Source organism: Mycobacterium sp. UM_11, assembly GCF_001414075.1.
Classification (GTDB): Bacteria; Actinomycetota; Actinomycetes; order Mycobacteriales; family Mycobacteriaceae; genus Mycobacterium.
Map to the genome: position 1 here is coordinate 23,850 of NZ_LATC01000017.1, position 17,176 is coordinate 41,025.

At 70.8% G+C, this 17,176-nt stretch carries 18 protein-coding genes; 11 read left to right on the forward strand and 7 right to left on the reverse strand.

What is annotated here, in order from left to right; genetic code table 11:
- Positions 1 to 17: 17 nt before the first annotated feature.
- The 4 genes from WU80_RS06740 to WU80_RS06755 are packed head-to-tail and all read left to right on the forward strand — an operon-like array spanning position 18 to position 3,383.
- On the forward strand, positions 18 to 1,760 hold the full coding sequence (locus WU80_RS06740; RefSeq protein WP_055400670.1) for an amidohydrolase family protein: 1,743 nt from the start codon (positions 18 to 20) through the stop codon (positions 1,758 to 1,760).
- Between the two features lie 38 nt (positions 1,761 to 1,798).
- Entirely contained in the window at positions 1,799 to 2,404 is a 606-nt protein-coding gene (locus tag WU80_RS06745) for a PPE family protein (protein ID WP_082459749.1), read from the forward strand.
- Between the two features lie 29 nt (positions 2,405 to 2,433).
- Complete coding sequence (locus WU80_RS06750) at positions 2,434 to 2,826, forward strand: hypothetical protein (RefSeq protein ID WP_055400666.1); 393 nt, start codon at positions 2,434 to 2,436, stop codon at positions 2,824 to 2,826.
- Complete coding sequence (locus WU80_RS06755; RefSeq protein ID WP_055400664.1) at positions 2,823 to 3,383, forward strand: carboxymuconolactone decarboxylase family protein; 561 nt, start codon at positions 2,823 to 2,825, stop codon at positions 3,381 to 3,383. Before WU80_RS06750 ends, WU80_RS06755 begins: the two co-directional genes overlap by 4 nt.
- Here the strand turns inward: WU80_RS06755 and WU80_RS06760 are convergent.
- The 4 genes from WU80_RS06760 to WU80_RS06775 form a co-directional block, all read right to left on the reverse strand.
- On the reverse strand, positions 3,372 to 4,193 hold the full coding sequence (locus tag WU80_RS06760) for an SDR family oxidoreductase (RefSeq protein WP_055400719.1): 822 nt from the start codon (positions 4,191 to 4,193) through the stop codon (positions 3,372 to 3,374). The two genes, WU80_RS06755 and WU80_RS06760, sit on opposite strands and share 12 nt — an antisense overlap.
- A 30-nt stretch (positions 4,194 to 4,223) precedes the next feature.
- On the reverse strand, positions 4,224 to 4,598 hold the full coding sequence (locus tag WU80_RS06765; RefSeq protein WP_055400662.1) for a heme-binding protein: 375 nt from the start codon (positions 4,596 to 4,598) through the stop codon (positions 4,224 to 4,226).
- A gap of 165 nt (positions 4,599 to 4,763) precedes the next feature.
- A complete protein-coding gene (gene groL / locus WU80_RS06770; protein ID WP_055400660.1) occupies positions 4,764 to 6,389 on the reverse strand; it encodes a chaperonin GroEL in 1,626 nt (541 codons plus the stop codon).
- Positions 6,390 to 6,594: 205 nt separating this feature from the next.
- Positions 6,595 to 7,161 (reverse strand): TetR/AcrR family transcriptional regulator, encoded by a 567-nt coding sequence (locus WU80_RS06775; protein WP_055400658.1) that lies wholly within the window; start codon positions 7,159 to 7,161, stop codon positions 6,595 to 6,597.
- A 103-nt stretch (positions 7,162 to 7,264) separates the two neighbouring features.
- Between WU80_RS06775 and WU80_RS06780 the strand changes: the two genes are divergently transcribed.
- Genes WU80_RS06780 through WU80_RS06790 form a run of 3 tightly spaced genes read left to right on the forward strand, consistent with a single transcriptional unit; the run spans position 7,265 to position 9,447 of the window.
- The gene (locus tag WU80_RS06780) at positions 7,265 to 8,191 is read left to right on the forward strand and encodes an SDR family NAD(P)-dependent oxidoreductase (RefSeq protein ID WP_055400656.1); all 927 of its coding nucleotides are present in this window, start codon (positions 7,265 to 7,267) and stop codon (positions 8,189 to 8,191) included.
- A 17-nt stretch (positions 8,192 to 8,208) separates the two neighbouring features.
- On the forward strand, positions 8,209 to 8,928 hold the full coding sequence (locus tag WU80_RS06785; protein ID WP_055400654.1) for an FkbM family methyltransferase: 720 nt from the start codon (positions 8,209 to 8,211) through the stop codon (positions 8,926 to 8,928).
- 24 nt (positions 8,929 to 8,952) lie between these two features.
- The gene (locus tag WU80_RS06790; protein WP_055400652.1) at positions 8,953 to 9,447 is read left to right on the forward strand and encodes a cupin domain-containing protein; all 495 of its coding nucleotides are present in this window, start codon (positions 8,953 to 8,955) and stop codon (positions 9,445 to 9,447) included.
- Positions 9,448 to 9,629: 182 nt separating this feature from the next.
- Here the strand turns inward: WU80_RS06790 and WU80_RS06795 are convergent, their stop codons facing one another.
- Both WU80_RS06795 and WU80_RS06800 read right to left on the reverse strand, forming a co-directional pair.
- A complete protein-coding gene (locus tag WU80_RS06795) occupies positions 9,630 to 11,072 on the reverse strand; it encodes an NAD(P)/FAD-dependent oxidoreductase (RefSeq protein ID WP_055400646.1) in 1,443 nt (480 codons plus the stop codon).
- Positions 11,063 to 11,536: a VOC family protein gene (locus tag WU80_RS06800; RefSeq protein ID WP_055400644.1), complete on the reverse strand. Its 474-nt coding sequence runs from the start codon at positions 11,534 to 11,536 to the stop codon at positions 11,063 to 11,065. Before WU80_RS06800 ends, WU80_RS06795 begins: the two co-directional genes overlap by 10 nt.
- A 51-nt stretch (positions 11,537 to 11,587) precedes the next feature.
- Between WU80_RS06800 and glp the strand changes: the two genes are divergently transcribed.
- From glp to WU80_RS06820, 4 genes are read left to right on the forward strand one after another with little or no spacing between them, the layout of a single operon-like run.
- Positions 11,588 to 12,793, forward strand: coding sequence for a gephyrin-like molybdotransferase Glp (gene glp / locus WU80_RS06805; RefSeq protein ID WP_055400639.1), 1,206 nt, complete (start codon positions 11,588 to 11,590; stop codon positions 12,791 to 12,793).
- Between the two features lie 23 nt (positions 12,794 to 12,816).
- The gene (locus WU80_RS06810) at positions 12,817 to 13,539 is read left to right on the forward strand and encodes a phosphatidylserine decarboxylase (RefSeq protein WP_055400637.1); all 723 of its coding nucleotides are present in this window, start codon (positions 12,817 to 12,819) and stop codon (positions 13,537 to 13,539) included.
- Positions 13,536 to 14,399, forward strand: a complete 864-nt coding sequence (pssA, locus tag WU80_RS06815; protein WP_055400635.1) for a CDP-diacylglycerol--serine O-phosphatidyltransferase — start codon at positions 13,536 to 13,538, stop codon at positions 14,397 to 14,399. The genes WU80_RS06810 and pssA overlap by 4 nt, the downstream gene beginning before the upstream one ends.
- The gene (locus WU80_RS06820; RefSeq protein ID WP_055400633.1) at positions 14,396 to 16,576 is read left to right on the forward strand and encodes an AAA family ATPase; all 2,181 of its coding nucleotides are present in this window, start codon (positions 14,396 to 14,398) and stop codon (positions 16,574 to 16,576) included. Before pssA ends, WU80_RS06820 begins: the two co-directional genes overlap by 4 nt.
- Here the strand turns inward: WU80_RS06820 and WU80_RS06825 are convergent.
- The gene (locus WU80_RS06825) at positions 16,550 to 17,158 is read right to left on the reverse strand and encodes a TetR/AcrR family transcriptional regulator (protein WP_055400631.1); all 609 of its coding nucleotides are present in this window, start codon (positions 17,156 to 17,158) and stop codon (positions 16,550 to 16,552) included. The two genes, WU80_RS06820 and WU80_RS06825, sit on opposite strands and share 27 nt — an antisense overlap.
- Positions 17,159 to 17,176: the final 18 nt, after the last annotated feature.

Genomic DNA, 17,176 nt, shown 5'->3' on the forward strand with positions numbered 1-17,176 from the left:
GGTCGTAGATTGTTTGGATGACGTACGACCTGATCATCCGCAATGGCACCATCGTCGACGGTCTGGGCGGTGAGCCGTACGTCGGCGACGTCGCGGTGCGAGACGGCCTCATCGCGGCGGTCGGCCACGTCAACGGCGAGAACGCGGACCGCGAGATCGACGCGACCGGGCTGCTGGTCACCCCCGGCTTCATCGACCTGCACACCCACTACGACGGCCAGTCCATCTGGTCGGAACGCCTGACCCCGTCGTCGGCGCACGGCGTGACCACGGTGGTGATGGGCAACTGCGGCGTCGGCTTCGCCCCGTGCCGCCAGGAGGACCACGACGTGCTCGTCGACGTGATGGCCGGGGTCGAGGACATCCCCGGCGTGGTCATGACCGACGGCCTGCCCTGGACGTGGGAGACGTTCCCCGAATACCTGGACGCGCTGGACTCGGGCAAGCGTGACATCGACGTGGCGGCGTACCTGCCGCACTCGCCGCTGCGGGTCTACGTGATGGGCCAGCGCGGCGCCAACCGCGAACCCGCCACCGCCGAAGACCTGGCCAAGATGCGGGCGCTGGCCAAGGAGGCGGTCGAGGTCGGAGCGCTGGGCTTCGCGTCGTCCCGGCTGACCATCCACAAGACCGAAAGCGGTTCGCCCATCCCGAGTTACGACGCCGCCCGGGAGGAGATCGAGGAGATCTCCCGCGGGGTCGTCGACGGCGGCGGGGGCCTGCTGCAGTTCGTGCCGGACATCCCCGCCGGTGGCTACGAGCCCGTGCTGCAGACGGTGTTCGACGTGGCCGAGGACGTCGGCCTGCCGCTGACGTTCACGCTGGTTGTCGCGAATGCCGGCGACCCGACGTGGCCGGACGCCATCACGATGATCGAGAAGGCGAATTCACGGGCGGGCTCCGACGGCCCGCAGATCACCGCGCAGCTGCTGCCGCGCCCCATCGGCCTGATCATCGGGCTGCAGCTGACCGCCAACCCGTTCGTGCTCTACCCCAGCTACCGCGAGATCGCGCACCTGCCGCTGGCCGAGCGGGTCGCCGAGATGCGCAAGCCGGAGGTGCGCGCCCGCATCCTGGCCGACAAGCCCGGCGCCGGCCACCCGATCCTGTACGTGGCGCAGATGTGGGACTGGATCTTCCCGCTGGGCGACAACCCGGACTACGAGCCGAACCCGGCGGACAGCATCGGTGCCCGGGCGCGGGCCAAGGGGGTGGCACCGATGGAGGAGGCCTACGACCGGCTGCTCGACGACGACGGCCGCGCCATGCTGTTGGTGGCCACCAGCAACCTGCAGGGCAACTCGCTGGACACCGTCGGCGAGCTGCTGCACCGCGACGACGTGATCCTGGGGCTCGGCGACGGCGGCGCCCACTACGGGATGATCTGCGACGCCAGTTACTCGACGTATTTCCTGGCGCACTGGGCGCGCGACCGCAAATCGGGGCGGTTCACCGTGCCGGCGGCGGTCCGGGAGCTGACGTCGGTGCCCGCCGGGGTCGCGGGGCTGGGCGACCGGGGCCGCATCGCCGTCGGGTACAAGGCCGACCTCAACGTCATCGACCACGCGGCGTTGCGCCTGCACAAGCCCGTTATCAGCTACGACCTGCCGGCCGGGGGGCGGCGCCTGGACCAGACCGCAGACGGGTACGTCGCGACGATCGTGGCCGGACAAGTGATCGCGGAGAACGGCGTCCCCACCGACGCCCGTCCAGGCAAGTTGGTGCGGGGGCGGCAAACTTGCCCGGTACCCGCGCAATAACGCCACCAAAGCGGCCGAATCCCGGGTAAGTTGAGCCGGTGACGAGCCCGCATTTTGCGTGGTTGCCGCCAGAAGTCAACTCGGCACGAATCTATGAGGGTCCCGGAGCCGGGCCGCTGCTTGCTGCCGCGGAAGCGTGGGACGGGTTGGCCGAGGACCTGGCATCGTCAGCATCGTCGTTTTCTTCGGTCACGTCAAATCTTGCCAACGGATCCTGGCAGGGGCCGTCGTCGGCGGCGATGATGGCGCTCGCCACGCATTACGTCAGCTGGCTCAGCGCGGCGGCCGCGCAGGCCGAGGCGGTGTCCAGCCAGGCCTCGGCCGTCGCGGCCGCGTTCGAGGGGGCGCTGGCGGCCACCGTGCAGCCCGCGGTGGTCGCGGCCAACCGCGCGCTGGCGCAGGCGTTGTCGGCCACCAACTGGCTGGGCCAGAACACCCCGGCGATCGCCGACATCGAGGCCGCCTACGACCAGATGTGGGCCTCGGACGTCGAGGCGATGTACGGCTACCACGCCGACGCGTCGGCGGCCGTGGAGAAGCTGGCGCCCTGGCAGCAGGTGCTGCAAAACCTCGGTTTCCACTTCAACAGCAGCGGCCAGCTCACGTTCGGCCTGCCGGCGGCGCGGGTTCCGCGCACGCTGTAGCGGCCCGGCCCGGGCCTATCCTGAGCATCATGCGCACGAAGAAGAGCGTGGACTTCGAGCGGCTCGCCGCCGCTCTTCCCGACTACCCGTACGCCTACCTGGTCACCGTCGACGACGACTACCGCGTGCACACCGTGACGGTCGAGCCGCAGCTGCGCGAGGCCACGCTCGACATCGGGCTCATCGGCGGCCGCACCCAACAGAATCTGGCCCGGCGCCGCGACGTCACGCTGCTGTGGCCCCCGGCCGAAGCGGGCGGCTACTCGCTGATCGTCGACGGCACGGCCGAGGTGACCGAGGCCGGGGACGCCGTTCGCCTAGGCGTCGTGCCCACCCGCGCGCTGCTGCACCGCGACGCCGACCCCGACTCGCCGGAGGCGGCCAAGGGTTGCCTGCACGACTGCGTGGTGTTCTCCAAGTGAGCCGCGTCGCTCCGCTCGCCCCGCCGTGGAGCGAGGAAGATGCCGCTGGCATCAACAGCTGGGGTCATCCGGACCGCACCTACGAGCCGCTGCTGTTGGTGCGCTGCCTGCAGCGCCACCCGGCGCTGGCCACCCGGCTGCGCAAGCTCGGCGAATCACTCTATGTCTCAGCGCTTTTGCCGGGCCGCACGCGGACGATCGCGATCCTGCGCATCTGCGCGCTGCTGGGTTGCGAGTACGAGTGGGGCGGGCAGGCGGCGTTCTGGGGGCCGATCGCCGGGGTCAGCGACGACGAATGCGACGCGCTGGTGACCGGGGGCGCCGACGACCCACGGTGGGGCCCGGACGAGCGCACGCTGATCGAGGCGGTGGACGAGGTGGAGCGCACCGGCTCGTGGTCGGAGGCGACCTGGAAAGGACTGGGGCGTTTCCTTTCTGACGAGCAGCGGATCGAATTGCTCACGGCCGTCGGCTGGTATCGCACCATCTGCACGCTGTGCAACGCGCTCGCGCTGCCGGTGGAGGGCTGGATGCGGCGCTGGCCCTCAGCCGGCTAGGTCCCGTTTGAGCCCCGGGTGCTGGTTCTTCAGCAGCGGCAGCAGCACGCGCCGCGGCATGAACTGGAACAGCCGGGTGGACAGCTGGCTCGGCAGCCCGGCGATCACGGTGCCGCGGTCGTGCTCGAGCGCGTCGACCCCGGTCCGCGCGACGTCCCGCGAGGGCATCCACATGAACTTCGGGAAGGCGTCGGCGAAGGTGCGCTCGTCCATGCCCGCGTTCTTGAGGAACTCGGTGCGCACCGGCCCGGGGCAGAGCAGGGCGACCGTGACGCCGGTGCCGGCGAGCTCGCCGCGCACCCCCTCGGTGTAGGTCTTCACGAAGGCCTTGGTGGCGGAGTAGCCGGCCTGACCCGGGAACGGGTGATACCCCGCGGTGGAGCCGACGTTGAGGATGGCGCCGCGTCCGCGCGGGACCATCTGCTGGACCGCGCGGGTGGTCAGGTCGATGACGGCCTCGACGTTGACCCGCACCTGGGCGATCTCGTCGGAGACGCGCGTCTTGGCCACCGAGCCGATGGTGCCGACGCCGGCGTTGTTGACCAGGATGTCGGCGGTCAGCCCGCGGCGGTCGACCTCCTCGAGGAGGCCCGCGCGTGCCGCCGCGTCCGCCACGTCGCAGGCGATCGCCTCGACGCGGACGCTGCCCGACAGTTCGTCGGCCAGCTCGCGCAGCCGGTCCTCGCGGCGGGCGACGAGGGTGACGCCGTGGCCGCGGTCGGCGAGCTCGCGGGCGATGTCGGCGCCGATGCCCGACGATGCGCCGGTCACGACGGCGGTGCTGGTGGGAGAGGGTGTCGGTAGGGCCACGCCCTTCACCCTAGGCCGACGCGCGAGTGGTTAGCCGGACAGCGCGTCGAACAACGCCGCCAGTTGGTCCGGCGACACCGAGGTGTTGCACCGTCCGCGGAGGTCGAGCAGCGGCTGCGCGATGCCCTTGAGATCGAGCGCTTCACCGGGATGACCGAGGAAGTAGCCACGCACCGAAGCCCTCGCGTCGGCGGGCGTTTGGCCGGCCGCGGCGGTCAGAACGTTATTGGCGTCGGGATGGCCGTCGAGATATCCGCTGGCCGAGTTCAGGACCCCGCTGGCCACCGCGGCGAACCCGCTGGCCGAACAGGGGTCCGGCGCGGCAGCTGCGGTCGGCGCCACCAAGACGCACAGAGCGCAGCCAAGAATCGCTCCGAAAGCCGTGCGCCATAACGATGTGCTCATTGCCTGGTCCTCCCGTGCCCAACTGATCGAACGTTCAGTACATCAGTTACCCAAAACCGCGCTCGGCGTACTCCGCGGCGCGCACGGAAAAGCCCGGCCCCCAGAGGGACCGGGCTTTTCAGTGGTTGGAACTTTTCCGCTCTTGGAACTTTTCCGCTCTTGGACTTAGAAGTCCATGCCGCCCATGCCGCCGGTCGGGTCGCCCGCGGGAGCGGCCGCCTTCTCCGGCTTGTCGGCGACGACGGCCTCGGTCGTCAGGAACAGCCCGGCAATGGACGCCGCGTTCTGCAGCGCCGAGCGGGTGACCTTGACCGGGTCGGCAACGCCGGCCTTGAGCAGGTCCTCGTACTCGCCGGTGGCCGCGTTCAGGCCGGTGCCGGCCTTCGCGTTGCGAACCTTCTCGGCGACAACGCCGGGCTCCAGCCCGGAGTTGAAGGCGATCTGCTTCAGCGGGGCCTCGAGCGCGACGCGCACGATGTTGGCGCCGGTGGCCTCGTCACCGGTGAGCTTGAGCTCCTCCAGGGACGGCGCCGACTGCAGCAGGGCGACGCCACCACCGGCGACGATGCCCTCCTCGACGGCGGCCTTGGCGTTGCGGACCGCGTCCTCGATGCGGTGCTTGCGCTCCTTGAGCTCCACCTCGGTGGCGGCGCCGGCCTTGATCACCGCAACACCGCCGGCCAGCTTGGCCAGGCGCTCCTGCAGCTTCTCGCGGTCGTAGTCGGAGTCGCTGTTCTCGATCTCCTGGCGGATCTGGGCCACGCGCCCGGCGATGGCGTCGGTGTCACCGGCACCCTCGACGATGGTGGTCTCGTCCTTGGTGACGACGACCTTGCGGGCCTTACCGAGCAGCGCGACGTCGGCGCTCTCCAGCGACAGGCCGACCTCTTCGCTGATCACCTGACCACCGGTGAGGATCGCCATGTCCTGCAGCATCGCCTTGCGGCGGTCACCGAAGCCGGGGGCCTTGACCGCCACCGACTTGAAGGTGCCGCGGATCTTGTTGACCACCAGGGTGCTCAGGGCCTCGCCCTCGACGTCCTCGGCGATGATCAGCAGCGGCTTGCCGGCCTGGATGACCTTCTCCAGCAGCGGCAGCAGGTCCTTGACGGTGGACACCTTGGAGCTGACCAGCAGGATGAACGGGTCCTCGAGGACGGCTTCCTGACGCTCGGCGTCGGTGACGAAGTACCCCGAGATGTAGCCCTTGTCGAACCGCATGCCCTCGGTGAGCTCGAGCTGCAGGCCGAAGGTGTTGGACTCCTCGACGGTGATGACGCCCTCGTTGCCGACCTTGTCCATGGCCTCGGCGATCAGGTCGCCGATGGACTGGTCGCCCGCGGAGATGGCCGCAGTGGCCGCGATCTGCTCCTTGGTCTCAACGTCCTTGGCGGACTTGAGCAGGACCTCGGTGACCTTCTCGACGGCCTTCTCGATGCCGCGCTTGAGGCCAAGCGGGTTGGCACCCGCGGCGACGTTGCGCAGGCCCTCCTTGACGAGCGCCTGGGCCAGCACCGTGGCCGTCGTCGTGCCGTCACCGGCGACGTCGTCGGTCTTCTTGGCGACTTCCTTGACCAGCTCGGCGCCGATCTTCTCGTACGGGTCCTCCAGCTCGATCTCCTTGGCGATGGACACACCATCGTTGGTGATCGTGGGAGCGCCCCACTTCTTCTCCAGGACGACGTTGCGGCCCTTGGGACCCAACGTCACCTTTACCGCGTCGGCGAGGGCGTTGAGCCCCCGCTCGAGGCCGCGACGGGCCTCTTCGTCGTACGCAATTGTCTTGGCCATTGCGAAGTGATTCCTCCGGATCGGGAATGACACCGGGTGACCACAGCGTGGCCACCCCATTACTTACGCTGGCCGGGTGCAGTGCCCGCGACGGACGACCCCAGGTGTCTGCTGGTCTCACCGTCCCGACCTAGCACTCGCCAGTCGCGAGTGCCAACGTCATTCTTAGCACTCGCCTATGCCGAGTGCAAGAACAGGTCAGGCCTTATCGCTGCACGCGCAAACCGTCGATGACGACGTCGGTCGCCCGCTCGGCCAGGGCCGAGTCGTACGCCTGCATCGCCTGGCATCCGACCAGGATCGCCTTGAGATCCCGCATGTCGACGTCCCGCCGCGCGGTGCCGGCCTCCTGCGCCGCGCGCAACAGCTCGCCCATCATGGCCTTGAAGGCGTCCTCGGCCTCCGGCGCCGCGCAGGCGATGTCGATCCCGTATCCCGCCAGGGCGTCGACCAGGCCGCGGTCCGCGGGCCCCCAGTGCAGCACCATCGAGCGCAGGAAGGCGAAGAGCGCCTCGCCGCCGCCCGCCGTTTCCAGCAGCTTGCGGCCGTCGTCCACCAGCCGCTGCATGCGGTCCTCGATCACGGCCGCGAAGAGCGCCTCCTTGGTCGGGAAGTGCCGGTAGACCGTGCCGGCGCCGACGCCGGCGCGGCGGGCGACCTCGTCGATGGGCACCGACAGGCCCTCCGCGGCGAAGGTTTCGTAGGCGACGTCCAGCACCCGCGCGCGGTTGCGCGCCGCGTCGGCGCGCAACGGCCGGGCGGGCTGCGCCATGTGTTCACCATTCATCGGTTGACAAAGCGGGGCGTGCGTTCCGTATAGTTGCCATCAACCGGAGCGCTCGCCCCGTTTACCTTACTAGCTTGAGGAGCCTGCCATGGCCACTTCCAAGGCCAAGTGGACCGCCGCCGACATCCCCGACCAGGCCGGTCGCGTCGCCGTCATCACCGGGGCCAACACCGGCCTGGGCTACGAGACGGCCGCCGCGCTCGCCGACCGCGGCGCCCGCGTCGTGCTCGCGGTGCGCAACCTGGACAAGGGCAAGGACGCCGCCGCCCGGATCACCGCCGGCAGCCCGCACGCCGAGGTCGCGCTGCAGGAGCTGGACCTGACCTCGCTGGATTCCATCCGCGCCGCGGCCGCGCAACTCAAGGCCGATTACGACCACATCGACCTGCTGATCAACAACGCCGGCGTCATGTACACGCCGAAGGAGACAACCAAAGACGGCTTCGAGATGCAGTTCGGCACCAACCACCTCGGCCACTTCGCCCTCACCGGCCTGCTGCTGGACCGGCTCCTGCCGGTCGCCGGTTCGCGGGTGGTCACCGTCAGCAGCATGGGCCACCGCATCCTGGCCGACATCCATTTCGACGACCTGCAGTGGGAACGCTCCTACAACCGGGTCGCGGCCTACGGGCAGGCCAAGCTGGCGAACCTGCTGTTCACCTACGAGCTGCAGCGCCGGCTCGCCCCGCGCGGGACGACGATCGCCGTCGCCGCCCACCCCGGCGGGTCGAACACCGAGCTGGGCCGCTACACGCCCGCGGCGTTCCGGCCGCTGGTCAACGTGTTCTTCAGCGTGATCGCGCAGGACGCGGCCATGGGCGCCCTGCCGACGCTGCGCGCGGCCACCGATCCCGGCGTGCTCGGCGGCCAGTACTACGGCCCCGACGGGCTGGGCGAGACCCGGGGCTACCCGAAACTGGTGTCCTCCAGCGCGAAGTCGCACGACGTCGACGTCCAGCGCCGGCTGTGGGCCGTCTCCGAGGAGCTAACTGGCGTCGTCTACCCCGTCGACTGACGGGGAGAATAAGGCCCATGGCGGGCGTGCTGCAGGGCTACGACGTGGCGGGCACGCGGCTGCGCATCGTCGATGAGCCGGGGTCGATCGCGGCGGGCGTGGTCGCGACCGAACTCGCCATGGACGGCTACGGGCTCGGCCGCATCACGTTCGAACCCGGGGACGTCGTCGTCGACGTCGGCGCCCACGTGGGGATGGTCGCGATCTGGCTTGCGGTGCGCAACCCGCGCGTCACCGTGATCGCGATCGAGCCGGAACCGCTCAACCTCGCCCACCTGCGCACCAACGTCGCCGCCCACGGCGTCGACAACGTCGTCGTGGTGCCGCTGGCGTTGACCCGCGACCGGCGCACGGTGCGCATCGCGCGGCCCCCGCTGAACAGCGGGGGCGCCGGCTGCTACCACGACCGCGCGGATGGCTACCCCACCACCGAGGTCCGTTCGACGACGCTGGACGCGATCTTCGATGAGTACGTGCCGGGGCGATGCCGGCTGCTCAAGGTCGATTGCGAAGGGGCGGAACACGAAATCCTCCCGGCGAGCCGCGCGCTGCGCCGGGTCGATTGGTTCGCCGGCGAATTTCACGTCAGCTCCCGGCTGGCCGCCGGCGGCCACAGCGCCGAGGCGCTGACCGCGTCGGTCGGGCAATTCGTCGATCCCGACCGGATGTCGGTGACGACGGTCGACCTCGACGACATGGCGGCGTGGGAGCGGCGATTCGCCGGAGCGGCCGGGTAGCGCCAGGCGCGCCACACTGGAGGCATGTCGCTCGTCGTCCCGCCCTATCCCCCGCCCCGATACACCAAGGACGAGCCGGAGATCAGCGCCTGGCTCAAGCGCGCTGACGCGCCGCCCGACTACGAAACCTTCGGGACCAAATACCACTACCTGGCCAACCAGCAGGCCACCGACGGCGACTACGGCCTGTACCGGGTCGACATCGCCCCGGCCGGCGGCGGTCCCCCCGCCCACTTCCACCGGGCCATGTCCGAGGCCTTCTTCGTGCTGTCCGGGACGATGAAGCTCTTCGACGGCAACGAGTGGGTCGACGGGCATCCGGGCGATTTCCTCTACGTCCCGCCCGGCGGCGTGCACGGCTTCCGCAACGAGGCCGACCAGCCGGCGTCGGTCCTGATGTTGTTCGCGCCCGGTGCGCCCCGCGAGGCCTACTTCGAGGGATTCGGGGCGCTGGCCGACATGACCGACGACGAGCGCCGGGAGTGGTTCATCCGCCACGACAACTACTGGATCCAGTAGGGTTTGGCGGTGCAGGTCAGGTCGAAGCGCGCCGCGGCATGGTTGCGAATGAAGGTCGAGACGGCGTTCAGCGCGCCGATCAGGACCGCCGAGCGGGTCAAGCGGCCCCGCCGGCCGGGCCTGCGGCCGGTGCCGACCGCGTCGGCCAGGGTGCGCGGGCGGCGGCTGAGGCCGCCGACAAGTCACCGACCGAAGCGGTAGTCGGCCTCGACCAGCTCGCGGGTGCGCTCGAAGAAAGTCCGCCCGCTGTAAGGCAATTGGGTGACCACCTTCCCGCTGGGATGCCGGAAGTAATTGCTGCACGCCAGCCACACCTTGCCCACCATCGCGGCCTGTAGCTCGTCGTTGTAACGGCGCTGCGCGTCTGCCGTCACCTCCACGGTGTGCGCGCCGCGGGCGTGCATCGCGTCGAGAATGTGCCGGACGAAGGTGGTCTGCGCCTCGTGGATGTAGATGATGGAGTTGACGCCGTTGGTGTTGGGGCCGTACAGCGTGAAGAAGTTGGGGTAGCCGGCCACCAGCGTGCCCAGGTACGCCTCGGCGCCGCCGCGCCAATCCTCCGCGAGGCGGCGGCCGCCCGTCCCGTACACGTCGATGCTGGCCAGATAGTCGGCCGCGGTGAACCCGGTGCCGTAGATGACGGTGTCGACGCGGTGCTCGACGCCGTCGACGGTGCGCACCCCGCGTTCGGTCAGCTCGGCGATGGCGGTCGTCTCCAGGGAGACGTTGGGCAGCGCGAAGGTGGGGTACCAGTCGCGTGACATCAGCGGCCGCTTGCAGCCGGCCGGATAGTCGGGCATCAGCTTGGCCCGCAGCTCGGGGTCGGTCACCTTGCGCATGAGGTAACTGCGGGCCAGCTCGGTCGCCTCGCGCGTCTGGTCGGCGTCGACGTCGAAGCTGGCCGACTCGTAGGCGTCGAACGCCTCGTCGCGCAGCTTCTGCGCCATCTCGGGATGGCGTTCGAACAGCTCGTGCTGCTCGGGCGTGAACGGGAAGTCGAACCGCGGTGCGATCCAGATCGGGGTGCGCTGAAAAACGGTGAGGTGCGCGGTTTCTCGCGCGATCGCGGGGACGTACTGGATGGCGCTGGCCCCCGTGCCGATGGACGCCACCCGCTCGCCGGCCGTGGACTTGCTGTGATCCCAACGCGCCGAATGGAATTGGCGGCCCCGGAATCGGTTCGCCCCGGGGATGTCCGGAATGTAGGGCACGTCGAGCATCCCGACGGCGCTGACCACGGCGTCGAACTCGTGTTCACCACCGTCGCCGTCGACCAGGGTCCAACGACGCCGGGTGTCCGACCACCGGGCGGTCGCCACCGCGGTGTTGGCCCGCAGGCGCGCGCCCAGCCCGTGGCCGGCGGCCACCTTCTCGAGGTAGGCCAAGATCTCGGGCTGGTTGGCGTACGTCTTGCTCCACCGCGGGTTGGGCGCAAAGGAATACGAGTACAGGTGCGACGGGACGTCGCACGCCGCGCCGGGAAAGGTGTTGTGCCGCCACGTTCCGCCGAACCCGTCGGCCCGGTCGAAGATGGTGAACTCGTGGCCGGCCTCGGCCAGCTGGATGCCCATGGCGATGCCACCGGCGCCCGCGCCGATGATCCCGACGGTCGGCTTCATCCCCATTGCGCGTAGTACGGGCGCTGCGGGCGGCTCTTCTCCACCAGGATGAACACCACGCCCCAGGGGTCGACAAACCAGGTGGTGCGGACCCCGGCCACCTCCGCGATGCCGTTGACCAGAAACCGCACGCCCTTGCTCTCCAACTCCGCCCGGGTGGCGTCGAGGTCGGAACAGATCAGCCCGACGTGCGACAGGCCGTGATCGGTCAGGGCCCGACCAGCACTGCCGCCGCCGACGTTCAGGTATTCGATGACCTCGAGCACGCGATCGCCGTCGTCGCCGAACCCCACGATGGCCGCCTTCATGCTGGGATCGGCCACCAGCTCACCCATGTCGTCGCGAATGGCGTTACCGCTCATGACATACGGCGGCGAAAGCACACGCAGGCCCAACACGTCGCGATAGAACGCCACGGCGGCCTCGCAGTCCGGAACACACACCCCGGTGTGGGCCATCCCGGTAATCACGTTCTCGACTCTACGTCGGCCTGCGCAATTCGGCGGGCCGATAATGGCCGGGTGCGGTCGGTCCAAGAACATCAGCGCGTCGTCGCCGAACTGATCCGTTCCCGGCCGGCGGCCACCGCGGTGCTGGCGGCGGCGCAGGGCCTGGTCCTGGCCGACGACGTGGTCGCCCGGCTGGCGCTGCCGGTCTTCGACAACTCCGCGATGGACGGCTACGCGGTGCGCGCCGAGGACACCTCCGGCGCCACGCCCGAGCACCCGGTGGTGCTCGAGGTCGCCGAGGACATTCCCGCCGGGCGCACCGACGAGTTGACGTTGCAACCGAATACCGCGCACCGCATCATGACCGGCGCGCCGCTGCCGGCCGGGGCGACGGCCGTGGTGCCGGTCGAGGACACCGACGGCGGGGTGGACGTGGTGTCGATTCGCGCGCCGCGCGAGCCCGGCAAGCACATCCGGCGCGCGGGCGAGGACGTCGCCCCCGGCACCACGGTGCTGCGGCGCGGCCAGGTGGTGACGCCGGCCGTGCTCGGCCTGGCGGCGGCGCTGGGAATGGCCGAGCTGCCGGTGCTGCCGCGCCAGCGGGTGCTGGTGATATCGACGGGCTCGGAGCTGGTGACGCCGGGCGATCCGCTGCGGCCGGGGCAGATCTACGAGTCGAATTCGATCATGCTGGCCGGCGCGGTCCGCGACGCCGGGGCCGACGTGATCGCGGTGGCGACCGCCGAAGACGATGTCGCACAGTTCAGTTCGCTCATCGATGAGTACGCCGGCGAGGCGGACCTGATCATCACCAGCGGTGGGGTCAGCGCCGGCGCCTACGAGGTGGTCAAGGACGCCCTCGGCCGCGAAGGTGACCAGGGCGTCGAGTTCGTCAAGGTCGCGATGCAGCCCGGCATGCCGCAGGGCATCGGCCGGGTGGCCGGCGCGACGATCGTCACGCTGCCCGGTAACCCGGTCAGCGCCCTGGTGTCCTTCGAGGTGTTCATCCGGCCCGCGCTGCGCCGCGCGATGGGCCTGCCGGACGCGGACCGCCCGCACCGCGCCGCGGTGCTCACCGAGTCGTTGACCTCGCCGCGGGGCAAGCGCCAGTTCCGCCGCGCGGTGCTGGACCGCGACGCGGGCACGGTCACCAGTTACGGCCCGCCGGCCTCGCACCACCTGCGGTGGCTGGCGTCCGCGAACGCCCTGCTGGACATCCCCGAGGACGTCGTCGAGGTGCCGGAGGGCACCGAGCTGCAGGTCTGGGATCTGAGCTAGCCAAGCTTTCGTAAGATGGCCGCGTGGCACGACGCCCCCGCCCAATCGGCCCCACGGCCGAGGAGCCAACGTTCAGCCCGCAGCACGCGTTGGAGTTGGTGCGGGCAACCGTTCCGCCGGTCCACCCGGCCGGCCGCCCGTTCATCGCGGGCGGGCTGGCGGTGGCGCTGGCCGGCCGCAAGCACCGGTGGATTCGGCGGGCCGGCCTGCTGGCGGCGGGCGCGTGTGCCGGCTTCTTCCGCCACCCGCCCCGGGTGCCGCCGGCCCGGCCGGGCGCGATCGTGGCCCCCGCCGACGGGGTGGTCTGCGTGATCGATTCCGCCGCCCCGCCCGCCGAACTCGGCATGGGTGACGCGCCGTTGCCGCGGGTGAGTATCTTCCTGTCGCTGCTGGACGCCCACGTGCAGCGCGCGCCGGTGAGCGGCGAGGTGATCGCCATGCAGCACCGGCCCGGCCGGTTCGGCTCGGCCGATCTGGCGTCGGCCAGCACCGAGAACGAGCGCACCAGCCTGCGGATCCGGACGCCCGCGGGCGCGGAGGTGGTGGCGGTGCAGGTCGCGGGGCTGCTGGCGCGGCGCATCATTTGCGACGCCCGCGTCGGGGACAAGCTCACCATCGGCGACACCTACGGACTGATCCGGTTCGGCTCCCGGCTCGACACCTACCTGCCGCCGGGCGCCGAACCGTTGGTCCTTGAGGGACAGCGGGCGATCGCGGGCGAGACCGTGCTGGCCGAGCTGTCATGATCAGCAAGCCGCGCGGCAGGCCGTCGGTCAACCTGCAGATCCTGCCCAGCGCGATGACGGTGCTGTCCATCTGCGCGGGCCTGACCTCGATCCGGTTCGCCCTCGAGCACCAGCCGAAGGCGGCGATGGCGTTGATCGCCGCGGCCGCCATCCTCGACGGGCTGGACGGGCGGGTGGCCCGCATCCTGGACGCCCAGTCGCGGATGGGCGAGGAGATCGACTCGCTGGCCGACGCGGTGAACTTCGGGGTCACACCGGCGATCGTGCTCTATGTGACGATGCTGACCAAGTCGCCGGCCGGCTGGGTGGTGATCCTGCTCTACGCCGTCTGCGTGGTGTTGCGGCTGGCGCGCTACAACGCACTGCAGAACGACGGCAGCCAGCCCGCCTACACCCACGAGTTCTTCGTCGGGATGCCGGCGCCGGCGGGCGCGGTGTCGATGATCGGGCTGATCGGGCTCAAGCTGCAGTTCGGTGAGGGCTGGTGGACGTCGACGACGTTCCTGTGCATCTGGATCACCGGGACGTCGATGTTGATGATCAGCAAGATCCCGATGCGCAAGATGCACGCCGCGGCGGTGCCCCCGAGCTGGGCCGCACCGCTGCTGGCGCTGCTGGCGATCTGCGCGGCCGCGGCGGTGCTGGCGCCCTACGTCCTGATCTGGGTGATCATCATCGCCTACCTGTGCCACGTGCCGTTCGCGGTCCGCAACCAGCGCTGGCTGGCCGCGCACCCCGAGGCGTGGTCCGAGGAACCCAGGCAGCGCCGCGCCGCGCGACGCGCGATCCGCCGGGCGCAGCCGAACCGCCGGTCCATGGCGCGGCTCGGCCTGCGCAAGCCGGGTGGGCGCCTGCCATGAGCCGGCCGGGCGAGGATGCGCCCCGTCAGCTCACGCTCACCGCGCGGTTGAACACCTCCGCCGTGGACTCGCGCCGCGGGGTGGTCCGCTTGCATCCGAGCGCCATTGCGGCGCTTGGCATTCGGGAGTGGGACGCGGTGGCGCTGACCGGCTCGCGGACGACCGCGGCGGTGGCCGGTCTGGCCGGAGCGGACACACCGGTGAGCACCGTGCTGCTCGACGACGTGACGCTGTCCAACGCCGGGCTTCGCGAGGGCACCGCCGTGATTGTCGGCGCGGTCACCGTCTACGGTGCCCGGTCGGTGACGCTGTCCGGCTCGTCGCTGGCCAGCCAGTCGATCGCCCCGGTGACCCTGCGGCAGGCCCTGCTCGGCAAGGTGCTGACCGTCGGCGACGCCGTCTCGCTGCTGCCCCGCGACCTGGGGCCGCCGTTCTCGACGTCGGCCGCTGCCCGCGCGCTGGCCGCCTCGGTCGGCATCAGCTGGACCTCGGAGCTGTTGACCGTCACCGGCGTGGATCCGCAGGGACCCGTTAGCGTGCAACCGAATTCGCTGGTCTCGTGGGGCGTGGGCGTTCCGTCGGGCGCCGGGGCGTCGTCGCCCGTATCGATCGAGGTGACCACGCCGGACACGGTCGTCGAGGAACTCAAGGGCTCGCAGCCGCAGGCCGCCAAGCTCACCGAATGGCTCAAGCTCGCGCTCGACGAGCCGCACCTGCTCAAGACCCTGGGCGCCGGCGCCAACCTCGGCGTGCTGGTGTCGGGCCCGGCCGGCGTCGGCAAGGTGACGCTGGTGCGCGCGGTGTGCGCGGGCCGCCGGCTGGTGAACCTGGACGGCCCGGAGGTGGGCGCGCTGGCGCCGGAAGACCGGCTCAAGGTCGTCGCCTCGGCGGTGCGGGCCGTCCGCGACGGCGGCGGCGTCCTGTTGATCACCGACGTGGACGCGCTGCTGCCGGCCACCCCCGAGCCGGTGGCCGCCCTGATCCTGGGCGAGCTGCGCACCGCGGTGGCCACCGAGGGCGTCGCCCTGATCGCCACCTCCGCGCGGCCCGACCAGCTCGACGCCCGGCTGCACGCGCCGGACCTGTGCGACCGGGAGCTGAGCCTGCCGCTGCCCGACGCCGGGACCCGCAAGGCGCTGCTGGAGTCGCTGCTGAAATCGGTGCCCGCCGGAGCGCTCGATCTCGATGAGATCGCCGCGCGCACACCGGGTTTCGTGGTGGCCGACCTGGCCGCGCTGCTGCGCGAGGCGGCGCTGCGCGCGGCGTCGCGGGCCAGCTCCGACGGCCGGCCGCCGGAGCTGAACCAGGAGGACCTCGTCGGTGCCCTGACGGTCATCCGGCCGCTGTCCCGTTCCGCCAGCGAGGAAGTGGCCGTCGGCAACGTCACCCTCGACGACGTCGGCGACATGGCCGAAGCCCGGCAGTCGTTGACCGAGGCCGTGTTGTGGCCGCTGCAGCATCCGGACACCTTCGCCCGGTTGGGTGTCGACCCGCCCCGCGGGGTGCTGCTGTACGGGCCGCCCGGCTGCGGAAAGACCTTCGTGGTGCGGGCGCTGGCCAGCACCGGTCAGCTGTCCGTGCATGCGGTCAAGGGTTCCGAGCTGATGGACAAGTGGGTGGGCAGCTCGGAAAAGGCCGTCCGCGAACTGTTTCGGCGCGCCCGCGACTCCGCCCCGTCGCTGGTGTTCCTCGACGAGATCGACGCGCTGGCGCCCCGGCGCGGGCAGAGCTTCGACTCGGGCGTGACCGACCGGGTGGTGGCCGCGCTGCTCACCGAGCTCGACGGCGTCAACCCGCTGCGCGACGTCGTCGTGCTGGGCGCCACCAACCGGCCGGACCTGATCGACCCGGCGCTGCTGCGCCCGGGTCGCCTCGAGCGGCGGGTGTTCATCGAACCGCCCGACGCCGCCGCGCGCCGCGAAATACTGCGCACCGCAGGCAAATCCGTGCCGCTGAGCGACGACGTCGACCTGGACGAGGTGGCCGCCGGGCTCGACGGCTACAGTGCCGCCGACTGCGTGGCGCTGCTGCGGGAGGCGGCCCTGACCGCGATGCGGCGGTCCATCGACGCCACCGACGTGACGGCCGCCGACATCGCCGCGGCGCGCCAAATCGTGCGCCCCTCATTGGATCCCATGCAGGTGGAGTCGTTACGGGCCTTCGCCAAAGCTCCGTAGCACGGCCAGCGCCGAGGCCGCGACGTCTTTTTCCAGCCAGGACGGCATCGGGTCGTCGTGGGCGTGGCGCCGCACCACGGCGTAGGGCAGGTCCGCGACCGCTCGCGCGACGGCGTCCACCGACCGCGGCCTGCCGTTCCCGTACAGCTGCCGCGCCAGCACCGCGAGGCGCTCGGTCAACGGGGCGTTCATCGCGGCCAGCGTCTCCCGGAATGAGGCGTCGGGCTCGTCGTCGAGCAGGTCGCCGGGCCGGATCGTCAACAACAGCCGGGCGTCCTCGGGCAGTTCGCGCGCGAATCTGACGGCCGACACCGCCATCGCTATCGCCGTTTCCAGGGCGGTGTCCGCCGCCGTCGCGGCGTCCGCGGCCAGCGCCCGCGCCTGGAACCGTTCGAGCGCGCGCAGCCACGCCGCGGTCAGGATGCCGTCCCGGTTGCCGAACCGGTGATACAGCGTGCCCGCCGGGGCCCCGCTGGCCTTGGCGATCGCCGCGACGCTGGCCGCGCGCGGGCCGCCGTCGAGCACCAGCGCCCGGGCTGCGTCGAGGATCACATCGGTTTCATGCTTCCGCGGAGGGGCCATGATCTAGTACATTCCTTC